Origin of the sequence: Micromonospora violae (genome assembly GCF_004217135.1) — a bacterium.
In the GTDB taxonomy this organism is placed as follows: domain Bacteria; phylum Actinomycetota; class Actinomycetes; order Mycobacteriales; family Micromonosporaceae; genus Micromonospora; species Micromonospora violae.
Genome location: NZ_SHKK01000001.1, coordinates 4,296,686 through 4,316,967 on the forward strand (window position 1 = coordinate 4,296,686; position 20,282 = coordinate 4,316,967).

14 protein-coding genes and 3 rRNA genes are annotated in these 20,282 nt (G+C 66.8%); 5 read left to right on the forward strand and 12 right to left on the reverse strand.

Features of this window, described 5'->3' with window-relative positions; all coding sequences use genetic code 11:
- The first annotated feature begins 99 nt into the window (after nucleotides 1-99).
- On the forward strand, nucleotides 100-531 hold the full coding sequence (locus EV382_RS18980) for a carboxymuconolactone decarboxylase family protein (protein WP_425271994.1): 432 nt from the start codon (nucleotides 100-102) through the stop codon (nucleotides 529-531).
- Complete coding sequence (sigJ, locus tag EV382_RS18985) at nucleotides 528-1,406, forward strand: RNA polymerase sigma factor SigJ (RefSeq protein WP_130403768.1); 879 nt, start codon at nucleotides 528-530, stop codon at nucleotides 1,404-1,406. The genes EV382_RS18980 and sigJ overlap by 4 nt, the downstream gene beginning before the upstream one ends.
- A 33-nt stretch (nucleotides 1,407-1,439) precedes the next feature.
- Here sigJ and ndk read toward each other — a convergent pair whose 3' ends face one another.
- Nucleotides 1,440-1,865, reverse strand: a complete 426-nt coding sequence (ndk, locus tag EV382_RS18990) for a nucleoside-diphosphate kinase (RefSeq protein WP_088949743.1) — start codon at nucleotides 1,863-1,865, stop codon at nucleotides 1,440-1,442.
- A gap of 142 nt (nucleotides 1,866-2,007) precedes the next feature.
- Here ndk and EV382_RS18995 point away from each other — a divergent pair, with 142 nt between their 5' ends.
- The gene (locus tag EV382_RS18995) at nucleotides 2,008-3,477 is read left to right on the forward strand and encodes a VOC family protein (protein ID WP_130403770.1); all 1,470 of its coding nucleotides are present in this window, start codon (nucleotides 2,008-2,010) and stop codon (nucleotides 3,475-3,477) included.
- Nucleotides 3,478-3,519: 42 nt separating this feature from the next.
- Here EV382_RS18995 and EV382_RS19000 read toward each other — a convergent pair whose 3' ends face one another.
- Genes EV382_RS19000 through EV382_RS19010 form a run of 3 tightly spaced genes read right to left on the reverse strand, consistent with a single transcriptional unit; the run spans nucleotide 3,520 to nucleotide 7,903 of the window.
- Nucleotides 3,520-3,954: a DUF4233 domain-containing protein gene (locus EV382_RS19000; protein WP_130403772.1), complete on the reverse strand. Its 435-nt coding sequence runs from the start codon at nucleotides 3,952-3,954 to the stop codon at nucleotides 3,520-3,522.
- A complete protein-coding gene (locus EV382_RS19005; protein WP_130403774.1) occupies nucleotides 3,951-5,288 on the reverse strand; it encodes a bifunctional folylpolyglutamate synthase/dihydrofolate synthase in 1,338 nt (445 codons plus the stop codon). Before EV382_RS19005 ends, EV382_RS19000 begins: the two co-directional genes overlap by 4 nt.
- Complete coding sequence (locus EV382_RS19010; protein ID WP_130403776.1) at nucleotides 5,285-7,903, reverse strand: valine--tRNA ligase; 2,619 nt, start codon at nucleotides 7,901-7,903, stop codon at nucleotides 5,285-5,287. Before EV382_RS19010 ends, EV382_RS19005 begins: the two co-directional genes overlap by 4 nt.
- Before the next feature lie 69 nt (nucleotides 7,904-7,972).
- Here EV382_RS19010 and EV382_RS19015 point away from each other — a divergent pair, with 69 nt between their 5' ends.
- Nucleotides 7,973-8,659 carry a hypothetical protein gene (locus tag EV382_RS19015; RefSeq protein ID WP_130403778.1) on the forward strand — a complete coding sequence of 229 codons (687 nt, stop codon included), beginning with the start codon at nucleotides 7,973-7,975 and terminating at the stop codon, nucleotides 8,657-8,659.
- A 124-nt stretch (nucleotides 8,660-8,783) separates the two neighbouring features.
- On the opposite strand, the gene rrf is transcribed toward EV382_RS19015, so the two are convergent.
- The 3 genes from rrf to EV382_RS19030 form a co-directional block, all read right to left on the reverse strand.
- Nucleotides 8,784-8,900: ribosomal RNA gene (gene rrf / locus EV382_RS19020) — 5S ribosomal RNA — on the reverse strand.
- A gap of 87 nt (nucleotides 8,901-8,987) precedes the next feature.
- Nucleotides 8,988-12,097 (reverse strand): 23S ribosomal RNA (locus tag EV382_RS19025).
- 382 nt (nucleotides 12,098-12,479) lie between these two features.
- A 16S ribosomal RNA gene (locus EV382_RS19030) occupies nucleotides 12,480-13,994 on the reverse strand.
- The 16S, 23S and 5S rRNA genes sit together here, the layout of an rRNA operon.
- Before the next feature lie 695 nt (nucleotides 13,995-14,689).
- Between EV382_RS19030 and EV382_RS19035 the strand changes: the two genes are divergently transcribed.
- Nucleotides 14,690-14,914, forward strand: a complete 225-nt coding sequence (locus tag EV382_RS19035; RefSeq protein ID WP_130403780.1) for a hypothetical protein — start codon at nucleotides 14,690-14,692, stop codon at nucleotides 14,912-14,914.
- A gap of 3 nt (nucleotides 14,915-14,917) precedes the next feature.
- Here the strand turns inward: EV382_RS19035 and EV382_RS19040 are convergent, their stop codons facing one another.
- From EV382_RS19040 to tig, 5 genes are all read right to left on the reverse strand, one after another.
- Nucleotides 14,918-15,715: a carbon-nitrogen hydrolase family protein gene (locus tag EV382_RS19040; RefSeq protein WP_130403782.1), complete on the reverse strand. Its 798-nt coding sequence runs from the start codon at nucleotides 15,713-15,715 to the stop codon at nucleotides 14,918-14,920.
- A gap of 137 nt (nucleotides 15,716-15,852) precedes the next feature.
- Nucleotides 15,853-17,148: an ATP-dependent Clp protease ATP-binding subunit ClpX gene (gene clpX, locus EV382_RS19045; protein ID WP_130403784.1), complete on the reverse strand. Its 1,296-nt coding sequence runs from the start codon at nucleotides 17,146-17,148 to the stop codon at nucleotides 15,853-15,855.
- A 209-nt stretch (nucleotides 17,149-17,357) separates the two neighbouring features.
- Nucleotides 17,358-18,020 (reverse strand): ATP-dependent Clp protease proteolytic subunit, encoded by a 663-nt coding sequence (locus EV382_RS19050; RefSeq protein ID WP_030333536.1) that lies wholly within the window; start codon nucleotides 18,018-18,020, stop codon nucleotides 17,358-17,360.
- A gap of 10 nt (nucleotides 18,021-18,030) precedes the next feature.
- The gene (locus EV382_RS19055) at nucleotides 18,031-18,672 is read right to left on the reverse strand and encodes an ATP-dependent Clp protease proteolytic subunit (protein ID WP_007464111.1); all 642 of its coding nucleotides are present in this window, start codon (nucleotides 18,670-18,672) and stop codon (nucleotides 18,031-18,033) included.
- 168 nt (nucleotides 18,673-18,840) lie between these two features.
- Complete coding sequence (gene tig / locus EV382_RS19060) at nucleotides 18,841-20,187, reverse strand: trigger factor (protein ID WP_130403786.1); 1,347 nt, start codon at nucleotides 20,185-20,187, stop codon at nucleotides 18,841-18,843.
- Nucleotides 20,188-20,282: the final 95 nt, after the last annotated feature.

The window sequence follows — 20,282 nt, forward strand, 5'->3', positions numbered from 1 at the left end:
GAGACGGCATGACCGGGGTCACAGCCCCGGTTGTCACGGCGCGCCCCCGCTGATCCGTCGTACGGATATCGGACCGATCAGGAGGTAGTCGTGCAACGGATGAACCCGACCGAGGTCGTACCGCAGGCGTACAAGGCGGTCATGGGGTTGGAGAAGTACGTCCAGACGAACGTCGACCGCACGGTGCTGGAGCTGGTGAAGCTGCGGGCGTCGATGATCAACGGATGCGCGTACTGCGTGGACCTGCACAGCCGGGACGCGCTCGCCGGCGGCGAGTCGAGCCGGCGGCTGTTCGCCGTCGCCACCTGGCGGGAGGCGCCCTTCTTCGACGAGCGGGAGCGGGCCGCGCTGGCCCTGACCGACGCGGTCACCCGGCTCGGTGAGCACGGGGTGCCGGACGAAGTGTGGGATGACGCCGCCAAGGTCTGGTCGGAGAAGGAACTGGCCGACCTGGTCATCGCGATTGCCACAATCAACGTGTGGAATCGGATCGGGGTAACGATGCAGCTGGAGCCCCCGGCCCAGGTGTGACCACCGAGGCAGCAGCAGAGGCGGCCGGTGCGCTCGAGGCGCACCGGCCGATGCTGCTTGGGCTCGCGTACCGCCTGCTCGGCAGCCGCCACGACGCGGAGGACGTGCTCCAGGAGGCGTACCTGCGCTGGCTGGGAGTGGACCGGGCACGGGTCGGCGAGCCACGCCGGTACCTGTCCCGGGTGGTCACCCGGTTGGCCCTGGACCGGCTGCGCGCCCGGCAGGCGGCCCGCGAGACCTACGTCGGGACGTGGCTGCCCGAGCCGGTGCCGACCGCACCCTCGCCGTTCGGGCCGTTGGACCGGGCGGAGCTACGCGACTCGCTCTCCACCGCGTTGCTGCACGTTCTGGAGCGGCTCACCCCGCCGGAGCGGGCGGTGTACGTCCTGCACACGGCCTTCGACCTGCCGTACGCGGAGATCGCCGAGATCCTGGACCGGTCAACCGCCGACTGTCGACAGCTGTACCACCGGGCAACCGCGCGGGTGCACCAGGAGCAGCGCCGGTTCACCGCCAGCCGCCCCGAACGGGAGCGGCTGCTGGACGCGTTCCTCGCCGCCGCCCGCGACGGCGACCTGGCGACGCTCACCGACCTGGTGGCCGCCGACGCCATCGCGTGGAACGACGGTGGCGGTCGGGTACGCGCCGCCCTCAACCCGGTCACCGGCGCAGACCGGATCGCCCGGTTCTACGCCGGGGTCTACGGCCCGCGCCACCGCACGACAATGGATCCGGTCGAGCTCAACGGGGAACCCGCGATGCTGATCACCCGCGCGGACGGCAGTCGGTACACGCTGACCATCGCCGCGGCCGACGGACGGATCACCGGCATCTACGTTGTCGGCAACCCGGCGAAGGTGCCGGCAATCGACTGAACCGGGTGTTGTCGGTCGGCCCCCGGCCGGACGTCAGCCCAGCTCGGGGAACCAGAGCGCGATCTCGCGCTTGGCGCTGTCGGTCGAGTCGGAGGCGTGCACCAGGTTCTCCCGGTTGGACAGCGACAGGTCACCCCGAATGGTGCCGGCGGCGGCCTTGCGGCCGTCGGTGGCGCCGACCAGCCCGCGAACCACGTCGATGACCTGGTCGCCGGAGAGCACCAGGGCGACCAGCGGGCCGCCGGTCATGAAGTCCTTCAGCGGCGGGTAGAACGCCTTGTCCACGTGCTCGGCGTAGTGCTCGTCGGCGAGCGCGGCGTCCATCGTCCGGTGCGCCATCGCGTCGATCCGCAGCCCCTTGCGCTCGAAGCGGGAGAGGACCTCGCCGACCAGGCCGCGGCGGACCGCGTCGGGCTTGATCAGAACGAGGCTGCGCTCATCCGGGCTGTTGCTGGACACGCTGGGTTCCTCCTGTACGCACTGAACGCTTGGGATCGGTACCGTCAGCCTAGCGACCCGGTCCCGGCGCCGGCGCGGCGGCCGGTCTTTCCCCCGGTGGCCGATCCGGCCTAGCCTGGCCCTGACCCCCGGGAGGTCCACTGTGGCGAATGGCGGGAACCGACCCATCGCGCCGGTACGCAAGTTGATCGGCACGGTGCTGGGCACCGTGGCCACGTTCGTCGTCCTGTTCGGGCTGGGCATGACCAGTTGGGCCATCGTGGCTCTCGGGGTCGCCCTGCTGGTGCTGGCGATCGCACTGGCGACCGTACGCGGCGGCGGCCGCACCTGGGTCGTCGGTGTCGGGCACGTGCACAGCGCCTCCGAACCACCCACCCAGTACGCGTTCGGTCGCTGCGAACTGCAACTGGTGATCGACGCCCCTGGTCTGCCACCGCGATCGAAGAAAATCATTGAGCCGAGGGTGCCGGTCTCCAAGTGGCCGTCGCTGGGCCAGACCCTGCCGATCCGGGTCGCGTTGGACGACCAGCGGCACGTCAAGGTCCTCTGGGACGAGGTGCCGACCCATGCCGAGACCGCCGCTGCCGTCGCCGACCTCCCGCCGGAGTTCGCCGATGCGGACGCGGTGGACGAGGTGCTGATCCAGCAGGACGCGCCGCCGTGGGCCGACCGCACGCCCGACGACGATTTCCGCGACGACTTCCGGGACCCGGTCGGTGACCCGTTCCGGGACCCGCTCGGGGACCCGCTGCGCACCGACCCCCTGCGCACCGACCCGTCGCGGGCCGAGCCCCGGCGCGACGACCTCCGGCGCGACGACCTCCGGCGCGACGACCCGGGCCTCGTGCCCGAGGAGCGCGAGCCCGTGGTGATGCACCAGAGCCGCCCGGGTGGCCCGGTGGTGTTGGAGGGCGTTGTCGTCGAACCGCAGGCCGCTGGGCTGCCCCGACGGGCCACCCCGGCACCGCGCCCGCCCGCCGAGGAACGCTTCGACGATCCCGCCGACGACTCCGTCGAGGAGGCCAGCGCGCAGCCGGCCGACCCGCCGGCCGCACCGCGCGTCGACCCGCCGCCCGCACAGCGCTCCGGCCCCGGCCCGGCCGACCCGCTGGACCCGCTCGACCTTCCGCTGGACGATCCCGCCACGGCCGGTGCCGGCCACGCGAGCGTGACCGACGAGGAACTCGACCAGGCGATCTTCGGCTTCGACGCCGGCTCGGCCACGGACCCGTCCGCGCCGATCAGCGGAGTGGGCCTCACCCTGCTGGTCACCGACCTGACCCGGTCACTCGGCTTCTACCGCGACGTGCTCGGCTTCAGCGAGGTCGACCAGGGTGCCCACAACGCCGTCCTCGCCTCCGGGGCGACCCGGATCGTCCTGCGCGAGGTGACCGGGGCAGCTCCCATCAGCCGTCGACTGGTGCACGTCAACCTTGAGGTCAACGACATCGAGGCGGCGTACGAGCGGTTGCGCGAGTCAGGCGTCCGCTTCACGTACGCGCCCCGGGTGGTCAACCGCGGCACCAAGCTGGAGGGGTGGGCGGCGGCCTTCCGCGACCCGGACGGCCACGGCGTGGCGCTCACCCAGTGGCGCGAACGCGCCGACGCCTGACCCGGCCCGCTCCGGCCCTCGGCGCCGCCGACTCCTCCGGCGTCAGCCGAGAATGACGCGGCGAACGTGCAACGCGTACGCCCACACCAGGGCGAAGATGATGCCCAGCCCGAGCAGCGACCAGTGCAGCAGACCGCCCAGCAACAGCAGGCCCTGCAGCACCGTGCCGGCGTTCCAGGCCCAGGAGCGGCGCATCATGCCGGCGAGCACCACGGCGGCCACCGCCAGGGCCACCACCGCGCCGATCGCGGCACCCCCGAGATCACCGCCGACCACCCGGATCGGCTGGATCGCCAGCAGGAGCACCAGCGCCTCCAGGCTGAGCGTGCCCGCGCCGAGACCGCGTACCGCCCGCTCCGGGTTGCGCAATCCGGAGCGCCGCGGCTGCCCGGTCGTGTGCTGCTCCCCCACCGGCTGCTCGACCGGCCGGTCGGTCGAGTCGTCCGTGGTGTGCGGGTCCCGCTCCGGGTCGGTCATCGCTTCAGCAACCGACGCGCGTCGGCGACCGTCACCACGGAACCCGTGACCAGCACCCCGACCCCGCTCAGCTCACCCGGGACGTCCTCCTCGGCCAACGCCACCGCCAACTCGATGGCGTCCGGCATCTCCTCGGCCGACTCCACCCGGTCCTCGCCGAAGATCTCGGCGGCCAGCGCGGCGAGTTCCCCCGTCGGCATCGCCCGTGGCGAGCTGTTCTGGGTGACCACCACCCGGTCGACCACCGGCTCCAGCAGCTCCAGCAACCCCTCGGCGTCCTTGTCGGCGAGTACGCCGACCACCGCCACCAGCTTGCTGAACGCGAACTCCTCCTGCAGCGCGGTGACGGTGGCCTTCATGCCGTGCGGGTTGTGCGCACCGTCGAGCAGGACGGTCGGGGCGCTGCGGACCCGCTCCAGCCGGCCCGGGGAGCTGGCCGTGGCGAAGCCCTCCCGGACCGCCTCGATGTCCAGCTGACGTCGAGCCCCCGCCCCCAGGAACGCCTCCACGGCGGCGAGCGCCACCGCGGCGTTCTGCGCCTGGTGGGCGCCGTGCAGCGGGATGAACACGTCGTCGTACACCCCGCCGAGGCCCTGGATGCTGAGCACCTGACCGCCGACCGCGACCGCCCGACTCAGTACGCCGAACTCGCCGCCCTCCCGGGCGATGGTGGCCCCGACCTCGGCGCAGCGTTCGAGCAGCGGGCCGGCGGCCTCCTCCTCCTCCTGGGCCGCCGCGATCACGGTGGCCCCCGGGTGGATGATGCCGGCCTTGGCCAGCGCGATGTCCTGAAGCGTGTCGCCGAGCCACTCGGTGTGGTCCAGCCCGATCGGGGTGATCACACAGACCCCGGCCTGGAGAACGTTCGTGGCGTCCTCGGCGCCGCCGAGGCCGACCTCGACCACCGCGATGTCGACCGGCGCGTCGGCGAAGGTGGCGAACGCCAGCGCGGTGGTCATGTCGAAGTACGTCAGCGGTTCGTCCGACCGGGCGTCGACCAGCTCGGCCAACGGCTTGATCTCCTGGTACACCGCCGCGAACCGCTCCTCGCTGACCGGCTCCCCGTCCAGGCTGATCCGCTCCCGGACGGTCTCCAGGTGCGGGCTGGTGTACCGCCCGGTGTGCAGCCCGAACGCCCGCAGCAGCGAGTCGATCATCCGCGCCGTGGAGGTCTTGCCGTTGGTGCCGGTGAGGTGGATCGCGGGGTACGCCCGCTGTGGGCTGCCGAGCAGGTCGAGCAGCGACTCGATCCGGTCCAGCTCGAAGACCATGCGGGTGAACCCGCGGGCGTTCAGCTCGGCTTCCACAGCGGCGAAATCGGTACGGTCGGTCACGAGGGCAGTGTCTCCAGAGCAGCGTCGATCCGGACCAGGTCGGCCTCGGCGGTGGCGAGCCGGTCGCGGATCTTCGCGACCACCGGCTCGGGGGCCTTGCCGATGAAGGCGGGGTTGTCGAGCTTCGCCCGGGCCTGCGCGACCTCCTTCTCGGCCGCCGCGCGGTCCTTCGTGAGCCGAGCCCGCTCGGCGGCCACGTCGATCGACCCCCGGGTGTCCAACGCGACACCGACCGCTCCGGGCATGGCCAGCGTGGCGCTGGCCTGGAAGTCGTCACCGGCCGGATCCAACCGGACCAGCGAACGGATCAGCGGCTCGTGGTCGGCGATACCCGCGCCGGACAGCCCGTCCAGGCGGGCAGCGACCCGCTGCGTCGGACGCAGCCCCTGGTCGGAACGGAACCGGCGGATCTCGGTGACCACCCGCTGCACAGCGGCCAGCTCGGCCTCGGCGGCGTCGTCGACCAGCGACCGGTCGGCCACCGGCCAGGCGGCGGCCTGCACCGTCTCGCCGCCGGTCAGCGCGAGCCACAACTCCTCGGTGACGAACGGGATGACCGGGTGCAGCAGCCGCAGCAGCTGGTCGAGGACGTGCCCGAGCACCCGGCGACTGACCTCCGCGCGCTCACCGCCCTCGGCGAGCACCGGCTTGCTCAGCTCGACGTACCAGTCACAGACGTCGTCCCAGGCGAAGTGGTACAGCAGGTCGCACACCTTGGCGAACTCGTACGCCTCGAACTGCTCGTCGACCTCGGCGGTGACGTGCGCCAACCGGGACAGGATCCACCGGTCGACGGTGGAGAGCTGCTCGGTGGGGGGCAGGTCGCCCGTGGTGTGCGCGCCGTTCATCAGGGCGAACCGGGTGGCGTTCCAGAGCTTGTTGCAGAAGTTGCGCGAGCCCTGGCACCACTCCTCGCTGACCGGCACGTCCTGGCCGGGGTTCGCGCCCCGGGCCAGGGTGAACCGGGTGGCGTCGGCGCCGTACCGGTCGATCCAGTCCAGTGGGTCGACCACGTTGCCGAACGACTTCGACATCTTCTTGCCGAACTGGTCGCGCACCATGCCGTGCAGCGCGACCACGTCGAAGGGTGGCCGGCCGTCCATCGCGTAGAGGCCGAACATCATCATCCGGGCCACCCAGAAGAACAGGATGTCGTACCCGGTGACCAGCACGCTGGTCGGGTAGAACTTCGCCAGGTCCGGGGTCTGCTCCGGCCAGCCCAGGGTGGAGAACGGCCACAGGCCGCTGGAGAACCAGGTGTCCAGGACGTCCTCGTCCTGGTGCCAGCCCTCGCCGGTCGGTGGCGTCTCGTCGGGGCCGACGCAGACGATCTCGCCCGCCGGGCCGTACCAGACCGGGATGCGGTGCCCCCACCACAGCTGGCGGGAGATGCACCAGTCGTGCATGTTGTCGACCCAGGCGAAGTAGCGCTTGGCCAGCTCGGCCGGCTCGATGCGGACCCGGCCGTCGCGCACCGCGTCACCCGCGGCCTTGGCCAGCGGGGCGGTGTTGACGAACCACTGCAGCGACAGCCGCGGCTCGACGGTGGTCTTGCAACGCGAACAGTGCCCGACCGCGTGCACGTACGGGCGCTTCTCGGCGACGATCCGGCCCTGCTCCCGCAGCGCGGCCACGATCGCCGGCCGCGCCTCGAACCGGTCCAGCCCCTCGAACGGGCCGGGCACGGTGATCACGCCGCGCTCGTCCATCACGGTCAGCGCGGGCAGGTCGTGCCGCTGGCCGATCTCGAAGTCGTTCGGGTCGTGGGCAGGCGTCACCTTCACCATGCCGGTGCCGAACGACGGGTCGACGTGCGCGTCGGCGACGATCGGGATCCGTCGGCCGGTCAGCGGCAGCTCGACCTCGGTGCCGATCAGGTGCTGGTAGCGCTCGTCGTCGGGGTGCACCGCCACGGCCGTGTCGCCGAGCATCGTCTCGGCCCGGGTGGTGGCCACCACGACCTCGTCGCTGTAGCGGATCGAGATCAGCTCGCCGTCGTCGTCGGTGTGCTCGACCTCGATGTCGGAGAGCGCCGTGAGGCAGCGCGGACACCAGTTGATGATTCGGTTGGCGCGGTAGATCAGGCCGTCGTCGAACAGCTTCTTGAAGATCGTCTGGACGGCGCGGGTCAGGCCGGCGTCCATGGTGAAGCGCTCACGGTCCCAGTCGACGGAGTCGCCCAGGCGGCGCATCTGGCCGAGGATGGCGCCACCGGACTCGGCCTTCCACTGCCAGACCCGCTCGACGAACTTCTCCCGGCCGAGATCGTGCCGGGAAAGGCCCTCGGCGGCGAGCTGGCGCTCGACCAGGTTCTGGGTGGCGATGCCGGCGTGGTCCATGCCCGGCAGCCACAGCGCCTCGAAGCCCTGCATCCGCTTCCGGCGGGTCAACGCGTCCATCAGGGTGTGCTCGAACGCGTGGCCCATGTGCAGCGAGCCGGTGACGTTCGGCGGCGGGATGACGATGGTGAAGGGAGGCTTGTCGCTGTCGGCGGACGCCCGGAAGTGCCCGCCGGCTACCCACTGCTCGTACCGTCGCTGCTCTACCTCACCGGGCTGGTACTGGCCGGCAAGGGTCGGGGCGTCGGGGCGTTGGGCATCCAGTCTCTCGGTCACCGGACAAGTCTACGGAGGGCTTTCGCGGACCCGACGTGCGCCACCTGCCGTTCGCGTACGGTGTCGGCTATGTCCGACGCACATCTCACCGAGCGGTCGCTCGGCGGCGACCGCGAGCCGGTCGAGCTGACCGAAGAGCCGATCCAGCTGAGCACCCGGGACCCCGGAGGCGACCCCGACGAGCGGCCCGCCGGCTGGTCACGCCGCCGCAAGATTGGCTGGACGGTCGCACTGGTGGTCGGCCTGGCCGGCGCCGGGGTGCTCGGTGTCGGTGGGTGGCGGGTGATGCAGCAGAAGGACACCCAACTGACCTCACCCGATCGGGTGGCGGGTCTGACCCGCGACGACAGCGAACGGGCGAAGAGCACGGCCGACTACCTGCGCAGCGGTCTGGCGGCGAACATCGATCTGGACCGGAGTTTCGGCACGGTCTACCGCGACCCGGCCGACGAGAAGCGCTCGGTCCTCGTCTTCGGGGGCACCACCCTGCTCTGGCAGCCGGAGCGGGACCTGGACAGCCTCTTCCGGCTGATGTCGGACGAGACCGGTGCGGTGAACGGGCTGCGCGAACTTCCCGCAGGCGATCTCGGCGGGGTGTTGAAGTGTGGCAGCACCAGCGGCGAGGGTGGGGACTTCGCGGTGTGCGGCTGGGCCGACCATGGCAGCGTGGTCATGGCCATGTTCCCCGGCCGGTCGGTCGGCGACGCCGGCGGCCTGCTGCGCAATCTCCGCGGCAGCATGCAGACCCGGGGCTGACCCGTGCAGCCCCCGCCCGGGGCACTGATCGACCCCGGTTTCGGTGACGTCGGGCCGATCAACCCGGGTCGCCTGGGAACGCAGGAAAGGCCACCCCATATGGGGTGGCCTTTCCTGGAAGATTGTCCGGCGGCGTCCTACTCTCCCACACCCTCACGAGTGCAGTACCATCGGCGCTGGAGGGCTTAGCTTCCGGGTTCGGAATGTAACCGGGCGTTTCCCCTCCGCCATGACCGCCGTAACTCTATGAACATATCAAACAACCCCGGGCACACATCACGTGGGTGTTCGCTCGTTCAGAGTTGCACAGTGGACGCGTAGCAGCTTAGTAGTCAAGTCCTCGGCCTATTAGTACCGGTCAACTGAACCCGTTACCGGGCTTACATTTCCGGCCTATCAACCCAGTCGTCTAGCTGGGGGCCTTACCCCACCAAGGTGGGTGGGATACCTCATCTTGAAGCAGGCTTCCCGCTTAGATGCTTTCAGCGGTTATCCCTTCCGAACGTAGCTAACCAGCCGTGCCCTTGGCAGGACAACTGGCACACCAGAGGTTCGTCCGTCCCGGTCCTCTCGTACTAGGGACAGCCCTTCTCAAGTATCCTACGCGCACGGCGGATAGGGACCGAACTGTCTCACGACGTTCTAAACCCAGCTCGCGTACCGCTTTAATGGGCGAACAGCCCAACCCTTGGGACCTGCTACAGCCCCAGGATGCGACGAGCCGACATCGAGGTGCCAAACCATCCCGTCGATATGGACTCTTGGGGAAGATCAGCCTGTTATCCCCGGGGTACCTTTTATCCGTTGAGCGACACCGCTTCCACTCGCAAGTGCCGGATCACTAGTCCCGACTTTCGTCCCTGCTCGACCTGTCAGTCTCACAGTCAAGCTCCCTTGTGTACTTGCACTCAACACCTGATTGCCAACCAGGCTGAGGGAACCTTTGGGCGCCTCCGTTACCTTTTAGGAGGCAACCGCCCCAGTTAAACTACCCACCAGACACTGTCCCTGAACCGGATAACGGTCCGAAGTTAGATACCCAAATCAACCAGAGTGGTATTTCAAGATTGCCTCCACCCATACTGGCGTATGGACTTCACCGGCTCCCACCTATCCTACACAAGCTAATTCGAGTACCAATGTCAAGCTATAGTAAAGGTCCCGGGGTCTTTCCGTCCTGCCGCGCGTAACGAGCATCTTTACTCGTACTGCAATTTCGCCGGGCCTGTGGTTGAGACAGTGGGGAAGTCGTTACGCCATTCGTGCAGGTCGGAACTTACCCGACAAGGAATTTCGCTACCTTAGGATGGTTATAGTTACCACCGCCGTTTACTGGCGCTTAAGTTCTCCGCTTCGCCCCGAAGAGCTAACAGGTCCCCTTAACGTTCCAGCACCGGGCAGGCGTCAGTCCATATACATCGAATTACTTCTTCGCATGGACCTGTGTTTTTAGTAAACAGTCGCTTCCCCCTGCTCTCTGCGGCCATACAACGCTCCACCCGCGCGGGGCTTCACGTCTCCGGCCCCCCTTCTCCCTAAGTTACGGGGGCAATTTGCCGAGTTCCTTAACCACAGTTCGCCCGATCGCCTCGGTATTCTCTACCTGACCACCTGTGTCGGTTTGGGGTACGGGCCGCTAAGAACTCGCTAGAGGCTTTTCTCGGCAGCATAGGATCACTGACTTCACCTGAATCGGCTCGGCATCACGTCTCAGCCTTCATGTGGTGCGGATTTGCCTACACCACGGCCTACACGCTTACCCCGGCACAACCACCGGCCGGGCTCAGCTACCTTCCTGCGTCACCCCATCGCTTGACTACTACCCGCCAGGTTCCCACGCTCCCCACCCTCAACCCGAAGGTCTTGGATGGTTTGGGTGGTTAGCACAACGAGGTTCATCAGGGACGCTCTTTCGCGGGTACGGGAATATCAACCCGTTGTCCATCGACTACGCCTCTCGGCCTCGCCTTAGGTCCCGACTCACCCAGGGCGGATTAGCCTGGCCCTGGAACCCTTGGTCATCCGGCGGAAGGGTTTCTCACCCTTCTTTCGCTACTCATGCCTGCATTCTCACTCGTGCCGCGTCCACAACTGGGTCACCCCGCTGCTTCACTCGCGGCACGACGCTCCCCTACCCATCCACACACCTGCACAAGGAATCACGTCCAAGCGAGGATAAAATGTGAATGCCACAGCTTCGGCGGTGTGCTTGAGCCCCGCTACATTGTCGGCGCGGAACCACTTGACCAGTGAGCTATTACGCACTCTTTAAAGGGTGGCTGCTTCTAAGCCAACCTCCTGGTTGTCTATGCGACCCCACATCCTTTTCCACTTAGCACACGCTTAGGGGCCTTAGCTGGTGATCTGGGCTGTTTCCCTCTCGACTACGAAGCTTATCCCCCGCAGTCTCACTGCCGCGCTCTCACTTACCGGCATTCGGAGTTTGGCTGATTTCGGTAAGCTTGTGGGCCCCCTAGACCATCCAGTGCTCTACCTCCGGCAAGAAACACGCGACGCTGCACCTAAATGCATTTCGGGGAGAACCAGCTATCACGGAGTTTGATTGGCCTTTCACCCCTAACCACAGGTCATCCCCCAATTTTTCAACATTGGTGGGTTCGGCCCTCCACGCGGTCTTACCCGCGCTTCAGCCTGCCCATGGCTAGATCACTCCGCTTCGGGTCTAGGACACGCGACTGAATCGCCCTATTCAGACTCGCTTTCGCTACGGCTCCCCCACACGGGTTAACCTCGCCACATGCCACTAACTCGCAGGCTCATTCTTCAAAAGGCACGCCGTCACCCCGCAAGGCTCCGACGGATTGTAGGCGAACGGTTTCAGGTACTATTTCACTCCCCTCCCGGGGTACTTTTCACCATTCCCTCACGGTACTCGTCCGCTATCGGTCACCAGGAAGTATTTAGGCTTACCAGGTGGTCCTGGCAGATTCACGGCAGATTTCAGGGGTCCGCCGCTACTCGGGAACACCCACAGAAGGTCAGCAACTTTCACCTACCGGACTCTCACCGTCTACGGTCAGCCATTCCAGACTGTTCGACTAGCCACTGACTTTGTAACTTCTCGAGTGCATGTCAGTACACTCAGCAGGGTCCCACAACCCCGACCACGCAACCCCTGACAGGTATCACACGCAGCCGGTTTAGCCTCAATCCGCTTTCGCTCGCCACTACTCACGGAATCACTAAATTGTTTTCTCTTCCTACGGGTACTGAGATGTTTCACTTCCCCGCGTTCCCTCCACACACCCTATGTGTTCAGGTGTGGGTGACACCACATGACTGGTGCCAGGTTTCCCCATTCGGACACCCTGGGATCACAGCTTGGTTGACAGCTCCCCCAGGCCTATCGCGGCCTCCCACGTCCTTCATCGGCTCCTGGTGCCAAGGCATCCACCGTTCGCCCTTGACAACTTGACCACAAAGATGCTCGCGTCCACTGTGCAATTCTCAACAAACGACCAACCCACAACCCCAACAGCCCCACACCAAAACCCGGCCCTCTCAGACCAGCGGTATGTGGAGCCAGGCCATGCCTGGCAACCTCACGAACCCACAGGCTCGCTACGGCTCCGAAAGAAACAACCACTGGTTGTTCTTTCAGGACCCAACAGGGTGCTTACATTCTTTCTCAGCCGCACCAGAACCGATCCGTTCCCACCACCCCAAGGGGCGGCTGTACTAAGCGATCCCGGCCGTTGCCGAGGAAAAACTTGCCAGTGTCTCCGCCATCTGAGCACCCCACCACCACATTCGGGCAGCGCGGGCTCCTTACCGACTTTCGTCGGAAGGTGCTCCTTAGAAAGGAGGTGATCCAGCCGCACCTTCCGGTACGGCTACCTTGTTACGACTTCGTCCCAATCGCCAGCCCCACCTTCGACGGCTCCCTCCACAAGGGTTGGGCCACCGGCTTCGGGTGTTGCCGACTTTCGTGACGTGACGGGCGGTGTGTACAAGGCCCGGGAACGTATTCACCGCAGCGTTGCTGATCTGCGATTACTAGCGACTCCGACTTCACGGGGTCGAGTTGCAGACCCCGATCCGAACTGAGACCGGCTTTTTGGGATTCGCTCCACCTCACGGCATCGCAGCCCATTGTACCGGCCATTGTAGCATGCGTGAAGCCCTGGACATAAGGGGCATGATGACTTGACGTCATCCCCACCTTCCTCCGAGTTGACCCCGGCAGTCTTCGATGAGTCCCCGCCATAACGCGCTGGCAACATCGAACGAGGGTTGCGCTCGTTGCGGGACTTAACCCAACATCTCACGACACGAGCTGACGACAGCCATGCACCACCTGTGACCGCCCCCGAAGGACCCCCCATCTCTGGAGGTTTTGCGGCCATGTCAAACCCAGGTAAGGTTCTTCGCGTTGCATCGAATTAATCCGCATGCTCCGCCGCTTGTGCGGGCCCCCGTCAATTCCTTTGAGTTTTAGCCTTGCGGCCGTACTCCCCAGGCGGGGCGCTTAATGCGTTAGCTGCGGCACAGGGAACCGGAGAGGCCCCCCACACCTAGCGCCCAACGTTTACAGCGTGGACTACCAGGGTATCTAATCCTGTTCGCTCCCCACGCTTTCGCTCCTCAGCGTCAGTATCGGCCCAGAGACCCGCCTTCGCCACCGGTGTTCCTCCTGATATCTGCGCATTTCACCGCTACACCAGGAATTCCAGTCTCCCCTACCGAACTCTAGCCTGCCCGTATCGACCGCAGGCTTGGGGTTGAGCCCCAAGTTTTCACGGTCGACGCGACAAGCCGCCTACGAGCTCTTTACGCCCAATAAATCCGGACAACGCTCGCACCCTACGTCTTACCGCGGCTGCTGGCACGTAGTTGGCCGGTGCTTCTTCTGCAGGTACCGTCACTCTCGCTTCGTCCCTGCTGAAAGAGGTTTACAACCCGAAGGCCGTCATCCCTCACGCGGCGTCGCTGCATCAGGCTTCCGCCCATTGTGCAATATTCCCCACTGCTGCCTCCCGTAGGAGTCTGGGCCGTGTCTCAGTCCCAGTGTGGCCGGTCGCCCTCTCAGGCCGGCTACCCGTCGTCGCCTTGGTAGGCCATCACCCCACCAACAAGCTGATAGGCCGCGAGCCCATCCCAAGCCGAAAAACTTTCCACCACCAGCCATGCGACCAGCAGTAATATTCGGTATTAGCCCCCGTTTCCGAGGGTTATCCCAAAGCTTGGGGCAGGTTGCTCACGTGTTACTCACCCGTTCGCCGCTCGAGTACCCCGAAGGGCCTTTCCGCTCGACTTGCATGTGTTAAGCACGCCGCCAGCGTTCGTCCTGAGCCAGGATCAAACTCTCCAACAAAAAATTGGAAAACAATCCTGACAACAAACAAATTGTTGCCAAAGGAATCCCAACCAGCCAAACCGAAGCCTGACCAGTCCGGGGTATAAATCATAATTGGCACTGGCTTTACAAGCACCCTGTTGAGTTCTCAAAGAACAACCACACACCGATCAAAGCACCACACACAGCGGCACCCATCCCGGGGCTTTACCGAACCGCGCCCCCGGCGCTTTCAGCGCCAGGCACTTTTACTACGTTACCCGCTCGTTTCCGCCGTGTCAAACCGGTATTTCGCGGTTCGCCATGCTTCACCCGATAATGCGGATAGTGTTGCTTGCTTGAGTCCACGATGACGCACGTCGCTGTCGACGTTCGTTTCTGTCGTGGGAAGCCGCAGACCGGCCGATCACCGCTTCGCGGCTCTCCGCCCGGCTCCTGCCGGCTTCAGAACTCTACCCGGTCGGCTTCGCGTTCGCAACCCCGTTTCCGGAGTGTTCCGCACCGCCCGATCCTCAGTCTCGCTCGGCGTTCCCGCCACGAGCCTGGCGCCCGTTCTCGGCCGGTTTGTCCGGCCTCCCCCGTGCAGAGAGAAAGTTACGCGGACGGCCCCGAGAAGGCAAATCAGGGTTCATCACTGGTTTCGACGGACCGCCCACCAGCGTCCTCGGTGCAGCCGAGGACGCGGACCACCTAGACGTGCCAGAGTGTCAGGCATGGATGAGTCCGGGCACGGTGCCAGGGTGTTCGCCGAGCAGGCGCTGCTCGGTCTCATCGGGCCGTTCTGGCAGGTGGTGATCGGTGCGGTCGTGCTGGTCGTACTCGTGCTGTCGGTGGGACGGTTGGCCCGACGCGGCAGGTCCCGGATGACCACGGCGCTGCTGGTGACCGCAGCGGCGATCGCCGGATTCGCGGTGATCGGCGTGCTGCTGGAGGGGTGAGGCTCAGAGCCGGCGGTTGGCCAGGCTGGGCAGCTCGGCGCGGATCGCGTCGAGCCGGTCGAGGTCCAGGTCGACGACGGAGACCCCCGGGCCGTCCGGCACCTGGCCGATGACCGTCCCCCACGGGTCGACGACCATGCTGCGCCCGAAGCAGGTGCGACCCGGCTCGTGGTCACCCGTCTGGCCAGCCGCCGCCACAAAGCACTGATTCTCGATCGCCCTGGCCCGCAACAGAACCTCCCAGTGGTCCCGCCCGGTGTGCATCATGAACGCGGCCGGGACGACCAGCAGCTGCGCGCCACCATCGGACGCGAGCAGCCGGTACAGCTCCGGGAAACGCAGGTCGTAGCAGATCGACAGGCCGACCCGCAGCCCCTCGACGTCAACCACCACCGGTTGGACCCCGGGCGCGACACTCGCCGACTCCCGGTAGGAGACCCGACCGGGGATCTCCACGTCGTACAGGTGGATCTTGCGGTAGCTCGCGGCCAGCTGGCCGGAACGGTCGAAGACCAGCGAAGTGTTCCAGGTGTGGTCCGGGTCCGGGCCGGCCTCGTGGAACGACCCGGCCACCAGCCAGATCCCGAGCCGCCGGGCGACCCCGGCGAAGAAGCTGCCCACCTCGCCGTCGACCGGCTCCGGCTCGGGAAGCCCGGCGGCAGGACCCAGATAGTCGACGTACTCCGGAAGGACGGCGAGATCCGCGCCGCCGGCGGCGGCGCGCTCCAACAGCGCCTCCGCGGCCGCCAGATTGGCCTTACGGTCGTCCCGGGCATTCAGCTGGCAGACGGCGACACGCATGAGCAAAGGGTACGGCTGGAGGCCGCTCACGGACAGCGGCAGAGCCTGGCCGGCGCGGATGGGTCACGGGCGGACGCCACCGAACACGATCACGCCGGCCGCAGCGGAGCTGAACGGCCGGCGTGACGTGGGGAGGGTCAGGCGGACTTCTCTTCGCGGTCGCGGCGGGCCCGACGCCCGGTGAACTCCCGCGGCACGATCGTTGGGTTGACGTTCTCCAGGACGACCTCGCGGGTGATCAGCACCCGGGCGGCGTCGGGGTTGCTCGGCACCTCGTACATCGCGGAGAGCAGGACCTCCTCGATGATGGCCCGCAGACCACGGGCGCCGGTGCCCCGCAGCATCGCCTGGTCGGCGATGGCCTCCAGCGCCGCCTCGTCGAACTCGAGCTCGACACCGTCGAGCTCGAACAGGCGCTGGTATTGCCGGACCAGGGCGTTGCGCGGCTCGGTGAGGATCCGGACCAGGGCGCTGCGGTCCAGGCTGCGCACGTTGGTGATCACCGGCAGCCGGCCGACGAACTCGGGGATCAGGCCGAACTTGAGCATGTCTTCCGGCATGACCTGGCTGAAGATGTCGTCGGTCGACCGCTCGGAGACCGACCGGAGCCGGGCACCGAAGCCGGTGCCGCCCTGCCCGGTGCGGGACTCGATGATCTGGTCGAGGCCGGCGAACGCGCCACCACAGATGAACAGCACGTTGGTGGTGTCGATCTGGATGAACTCCTGGTGGGGGTGCTTGCGGCCACCCTGCGGCGGCACGTTGGCCACCGTGCCCTCGAGCATCTTGAGCAGGGCCTGCTGCACACCCTCACCGGAGACGTCCCGGGTGATCGACGGATTTTCCGACTTGCGGGCGATCTTGTCGACCTCGTCGATGTAGATGATGCCGGTCTCAGCGCGCTTGATGTCGTAGTCGGCGGCCTGGATCAGCTTGAGGAGGATGTTCTCCACGTCCTCGCCCACGTAGCCCGCCTCGGTCAGCGCGGTGGCGTCGGCGATGGCGAACGGGACGTTCAACATCCGGGCGAGGGTCTGCGCCAGGTGGGTCTTGCCGCAGCCCGTCGGGCCGAGCAGCAGGATGTTGGACTTGGCCAGCTCGACGGCGTCACTGCCGGAGCCGGGCGCGCCGGCCGCCTCGGCCTGGATCCGCTTGTAGTGGTTGTAGACCGCGACCGCGAGCGCCTTCTTGGCCTGATCCTGACCCACGACGTAGGTGTCGAGGAACTGGCAGATCTCCATCGGCTTGGGAAGCTCTTCCCACTTCACCTCGCCGGACTCGGCCAACTCCTCTTCGATGATCTCGTTGCAGAGATCGATGCACTCGTCGCAGATGTAGACCCCTGGGCCCGCGATGAGCTTCTTGACCTGCTTCTGCGACTTGCCGCAGAAGGAGCATTTCAGTAGGTCGCCGCCGTCACCGATCCGTGCCACCTACGTTCTCCCTGCACTCATCGGCCGGAGCCCCGGCCCTGACCTGCGGACGTTGCGCGCCGCCCGGCTTAGTTCGCGCCGCCGGCCCAACCGGCGAAGCGGTACGGACCCGACGTTACCCGCTGGCGGGGCATTCTCCGACCCCCAAAACGGGTGTGTCAGAGGTCGGCCGGGTACGGGGCCCCGGCCAACCTCTGACCCGATACTGCTCAGCGGGCGGCGTTGGCCGCCAGCAGACCCTTCTTGCGGCTGGTCAGGATCGTGTCGACCAGCCCGTACTCCTTGGACTCCTCGGCCGTCATGATCTTGTCACGGTCGATGTCCTTGCGAACCTGCTCGATCGGACGGTTGCAGTGGCGGGACAGCATGTCCTCCAGCTGCGTACGCATCCGCAGGATCTCCCGGGCCTGGATCTCGATGTCCGAGCCCTGCCCGTAGCCGCCCTCGGTGGCCGGCTGGTGAATGATGATCCGCGAGTTCGGCAGGGCCATCCGCTTACCCGGAGTGCCCGCCGAGAGCAGCACCGCCGCCGCGCTCGCCGCCTGCCCGAGGCAGACCGTCGAGATGTCCGGACGGACGTACTGCATGGTGTCGTAGATCGCCGTCATGGCGGTGAACGACCCACCCGGCGAGTTGATGTACATGATGATGTCGCGGTCCGGGTCGGTGCCCTCGAGCGTCAGCAGCTGGGCCATCACGTCGTTGGCCGACGCGTCGTCCACCTGGACGCCGAGGAAGATGATCCGGTCCTCGAAGAGCTTGTTGTACGGGTTCGACTCCTTGACCCCGTACGACGTGCGCTCGACGAACGACGGCAGCACGTAGCGGTTGTGCACGGCCGCGAACTGGGGCGGCAGGCTCAGATCGGTCATCGTCAGCTCCTCAGCTCAGGGTCCCGGCGCCATCGGGGACCTGTGCGGCCCCGATGATCACCTTGTCGATGAAGCCGTAGTCCATGGCCTCCTGGGCGGTGAACCAACGGTCCCGGTCCGAGTCGGCCTCGATCTGCGACTGGCTCTGGCCGGTGTGGTGCGCGACCCGCTCCTGGAACATCCGCTTCGTGTAGAGCATCTGCTCCGCCTGGATGGCGATGTCGGACGCCGTGCCGCCCAGACCACCGGACGGCTGGTGCATCATGATCCGTGCGTGGGGCAGGGCGTACCGCTTGCCCTTGGTGCCCGCGCAGAGCAGCAGCTGACCCATCGAGGCAGCCATGCCCATCGCCACGGTCGACACGTCGTTGTCGATGAACTGCATGGTGTCGTAGATCGCCATGCCGGAGTAGACCGAGCCACCCGGCGAGTTGATCCACAGGTTGATGTCGCGGTCCGGGTCCTCCGCGGCGAGCAGCAGCAGCTGCGCGCAGATGCGGTTGGCGACCTGGTCGGTCACCTCACTGCCCAGGAAGATGATGCGTTCCTTGAGCAACCGGTTGTAGACCGAGTCGTCGAGGTTGCCAATGGAGTCGCCACCGCGCGCGTCAATCGCCCGGAGCGACTTCTTGGGGATGTGCATGTCGGTCATGGCAGCCCTTCGCTCTCCGTACCGTCTTTCCCGACACTAACCGCTGTGCGGGGCGGCAGAGTCCCGGTCGGGGCAGTGTTCGCTCTCAGCGCAGCTGTCGGGCGTACCCGGAAAAAGGATGCGGCCGCCGTCCGCCGCTGAGCGGCGGACGGCGGCCGCATCCGATGATCAGTGCTGGTGGTTGTGCTCGGCCTCGTTGGCGGCGCGCAGGGCGTCGAGGGTGATCCCGTTGCCGGCCGCGTCCTTGATCGTGATCCGCTCCATGACGGCCGCGAGCGCCTTGCCCCGCCGCACGTCGCCGAAGACGGCGGCGGCCGCGCCGGAGCGCACCAGCTGGTCGTAGTACTGCTGCGGGGCCATCCCGGCGCGCTGGGCCCGGTGCACGATCTCGTGGCCGAACTCGTCGTCGGAGACCTGCACGTCCTCAGCGTCGGCGAGCGTGTCCAGCAGGAGCTGGACCTTGACGCCCTCGGTCGCCGCCTCGGTCAGCTCGGCGTCGATCTGCTCCTCGGTCTTGTCCTCGGCCGCGAGGTACTCCTCCATCGAGGCGCCGATCCGCTCCAGCTGGTCGACCATCGCCTGCTTGCGGCTCTCGACCTCCTCGCGGACGACACCCTCCGGGGCCGGGATCTCGGCGGCCTCGACCAGCTGGGCCAGGGCCTTGTCCCGAGCGGCGTAGATCTGCTCGACCTGCTTGCCCTGGGTGACCCGGGCCCGCAGGTCGCCGCGCAGCTCCTCGATCGTGTCGAACTCGCTCGCCATCTGGGCGAACTCGTCGTTCAGCTCGGGCAGCTCCTTCTCCTTGACCGTGCGCACGGTCACCGCCACCTCGGCGTCGCGACCGGCGAAGTCGCCGCCGACCAGCTGGGTGGTGAAGGTGGTGTCCTCGCCTGCGGCGAGGCCGACCACGGCCTCGTCCAGGCCCGGCAGGAGCTGCTTGCTGCCCACCTCGTGGGAGATGTTGCTCGCCTGGCCGCCCGGCACGTCCTCGCCGTCGACGGTGGCGTTCAGGTCGATCTGGACGTAGTCGCCCTCGGCGGCGGCCCGCTCGACGGTCTTGAGGGTCGCGAAACGCTCCCGCAGGTTCTTCACCTGCTCGTCGATCTCGCTCTCGTCGATCTGCAGCTCGTCGACGACCACCTCGATGGTGCTCGCGTCCGGGATGGTGATCTCCGGGCGGACGTCGACCTCGGCGGTGAAGTTCAGCGAGTCACCGTCGTTGAACTCGGTGATCTCGACCTCCGGGCGCCCCAGCGTCTTGAGGTCGTGCTCGCGTACCGCGGCGAGGATGTTCTCCGGGATGGCCTCCTGGACCGCCTCGTTGAGGACGGTGCCCCGGCCCACCCGCTGGTCGATCACCGCGGTCGGCACCTTGCCCCGGCGGAAGCCCGGAACCTGGACCTGCGAACCGATCTCCCGGTACGCCTTTTTGAGGCTCGGCTCGAGCTCGACGAACGGCACCTCGATGGCGAGCCGCACGCGCGTCGGGCTCAGAGTCTCGACGGTGCTCTTCACAGGCGTACTCCTTGACGGATCTCAGTTGAGTCTGGGCGTGATTCAGCCCATCGAGTGTAGGCGAGCCGGCCTGACGCTCCGGCATCGCCCGGGGA

What these genes read in the sequence shown, in the direction of transcription:
- EV382_RS19055 (WP_007464111.1), bottom strand. Translation starts at nt 18,672, where the DNA reads ATGACCGACATGCACATCCCCAAGAAGTCGCTCCGGGCGATTGACGCG.
- EV382_RS19035 (WP_130403780.1), top strand. Translation starts at nt 14,690, where the DNA reads ATGGATGAGTCCGGGCACGGTGCCAGGGTGTTCGCCGAGCAGGCGCTG.
- EV382_RS19040 (WP_130403782.1), bottom strand. Translation starts at nt 15,715, where the DNA reads ATGCGTGTCGCCGTCTGCCAGCTGAATGCCCGGGACGACCGTAAGGCC.
- EV382_RS19050 (WP_030333536.1), bottom strand. Translation starts at nt 18,020, where the DNA reads ATGACCGATCTGAGCCTGCCGCCCCAGTTCGCGGCCGTGCACAACCGC.
- EV382_RS19015 (WP_130403778.1), top strand. Translation starts at nt 7,973, where the DNA reads ATGTCCGACGCACATCTCACCGAGCGGTCGCTCGGCGGCGACCGCGAG.
- EV382_RS19000 (WP_130403772.1), bottom strand. Translation starts at nt 3,954, where the DNA reads ATGACCGACCCGGAGCGGGACCCGCACACCACGGACGACTCGACCGAC.
- EV382_RS18980 (WP_425271994.1), top strand. Translation starts at nt 100, where the DNA reads ATGAACCCGACCGAGGTCGTACCGCAGGCGTACAAGGCGGTCATGGGG.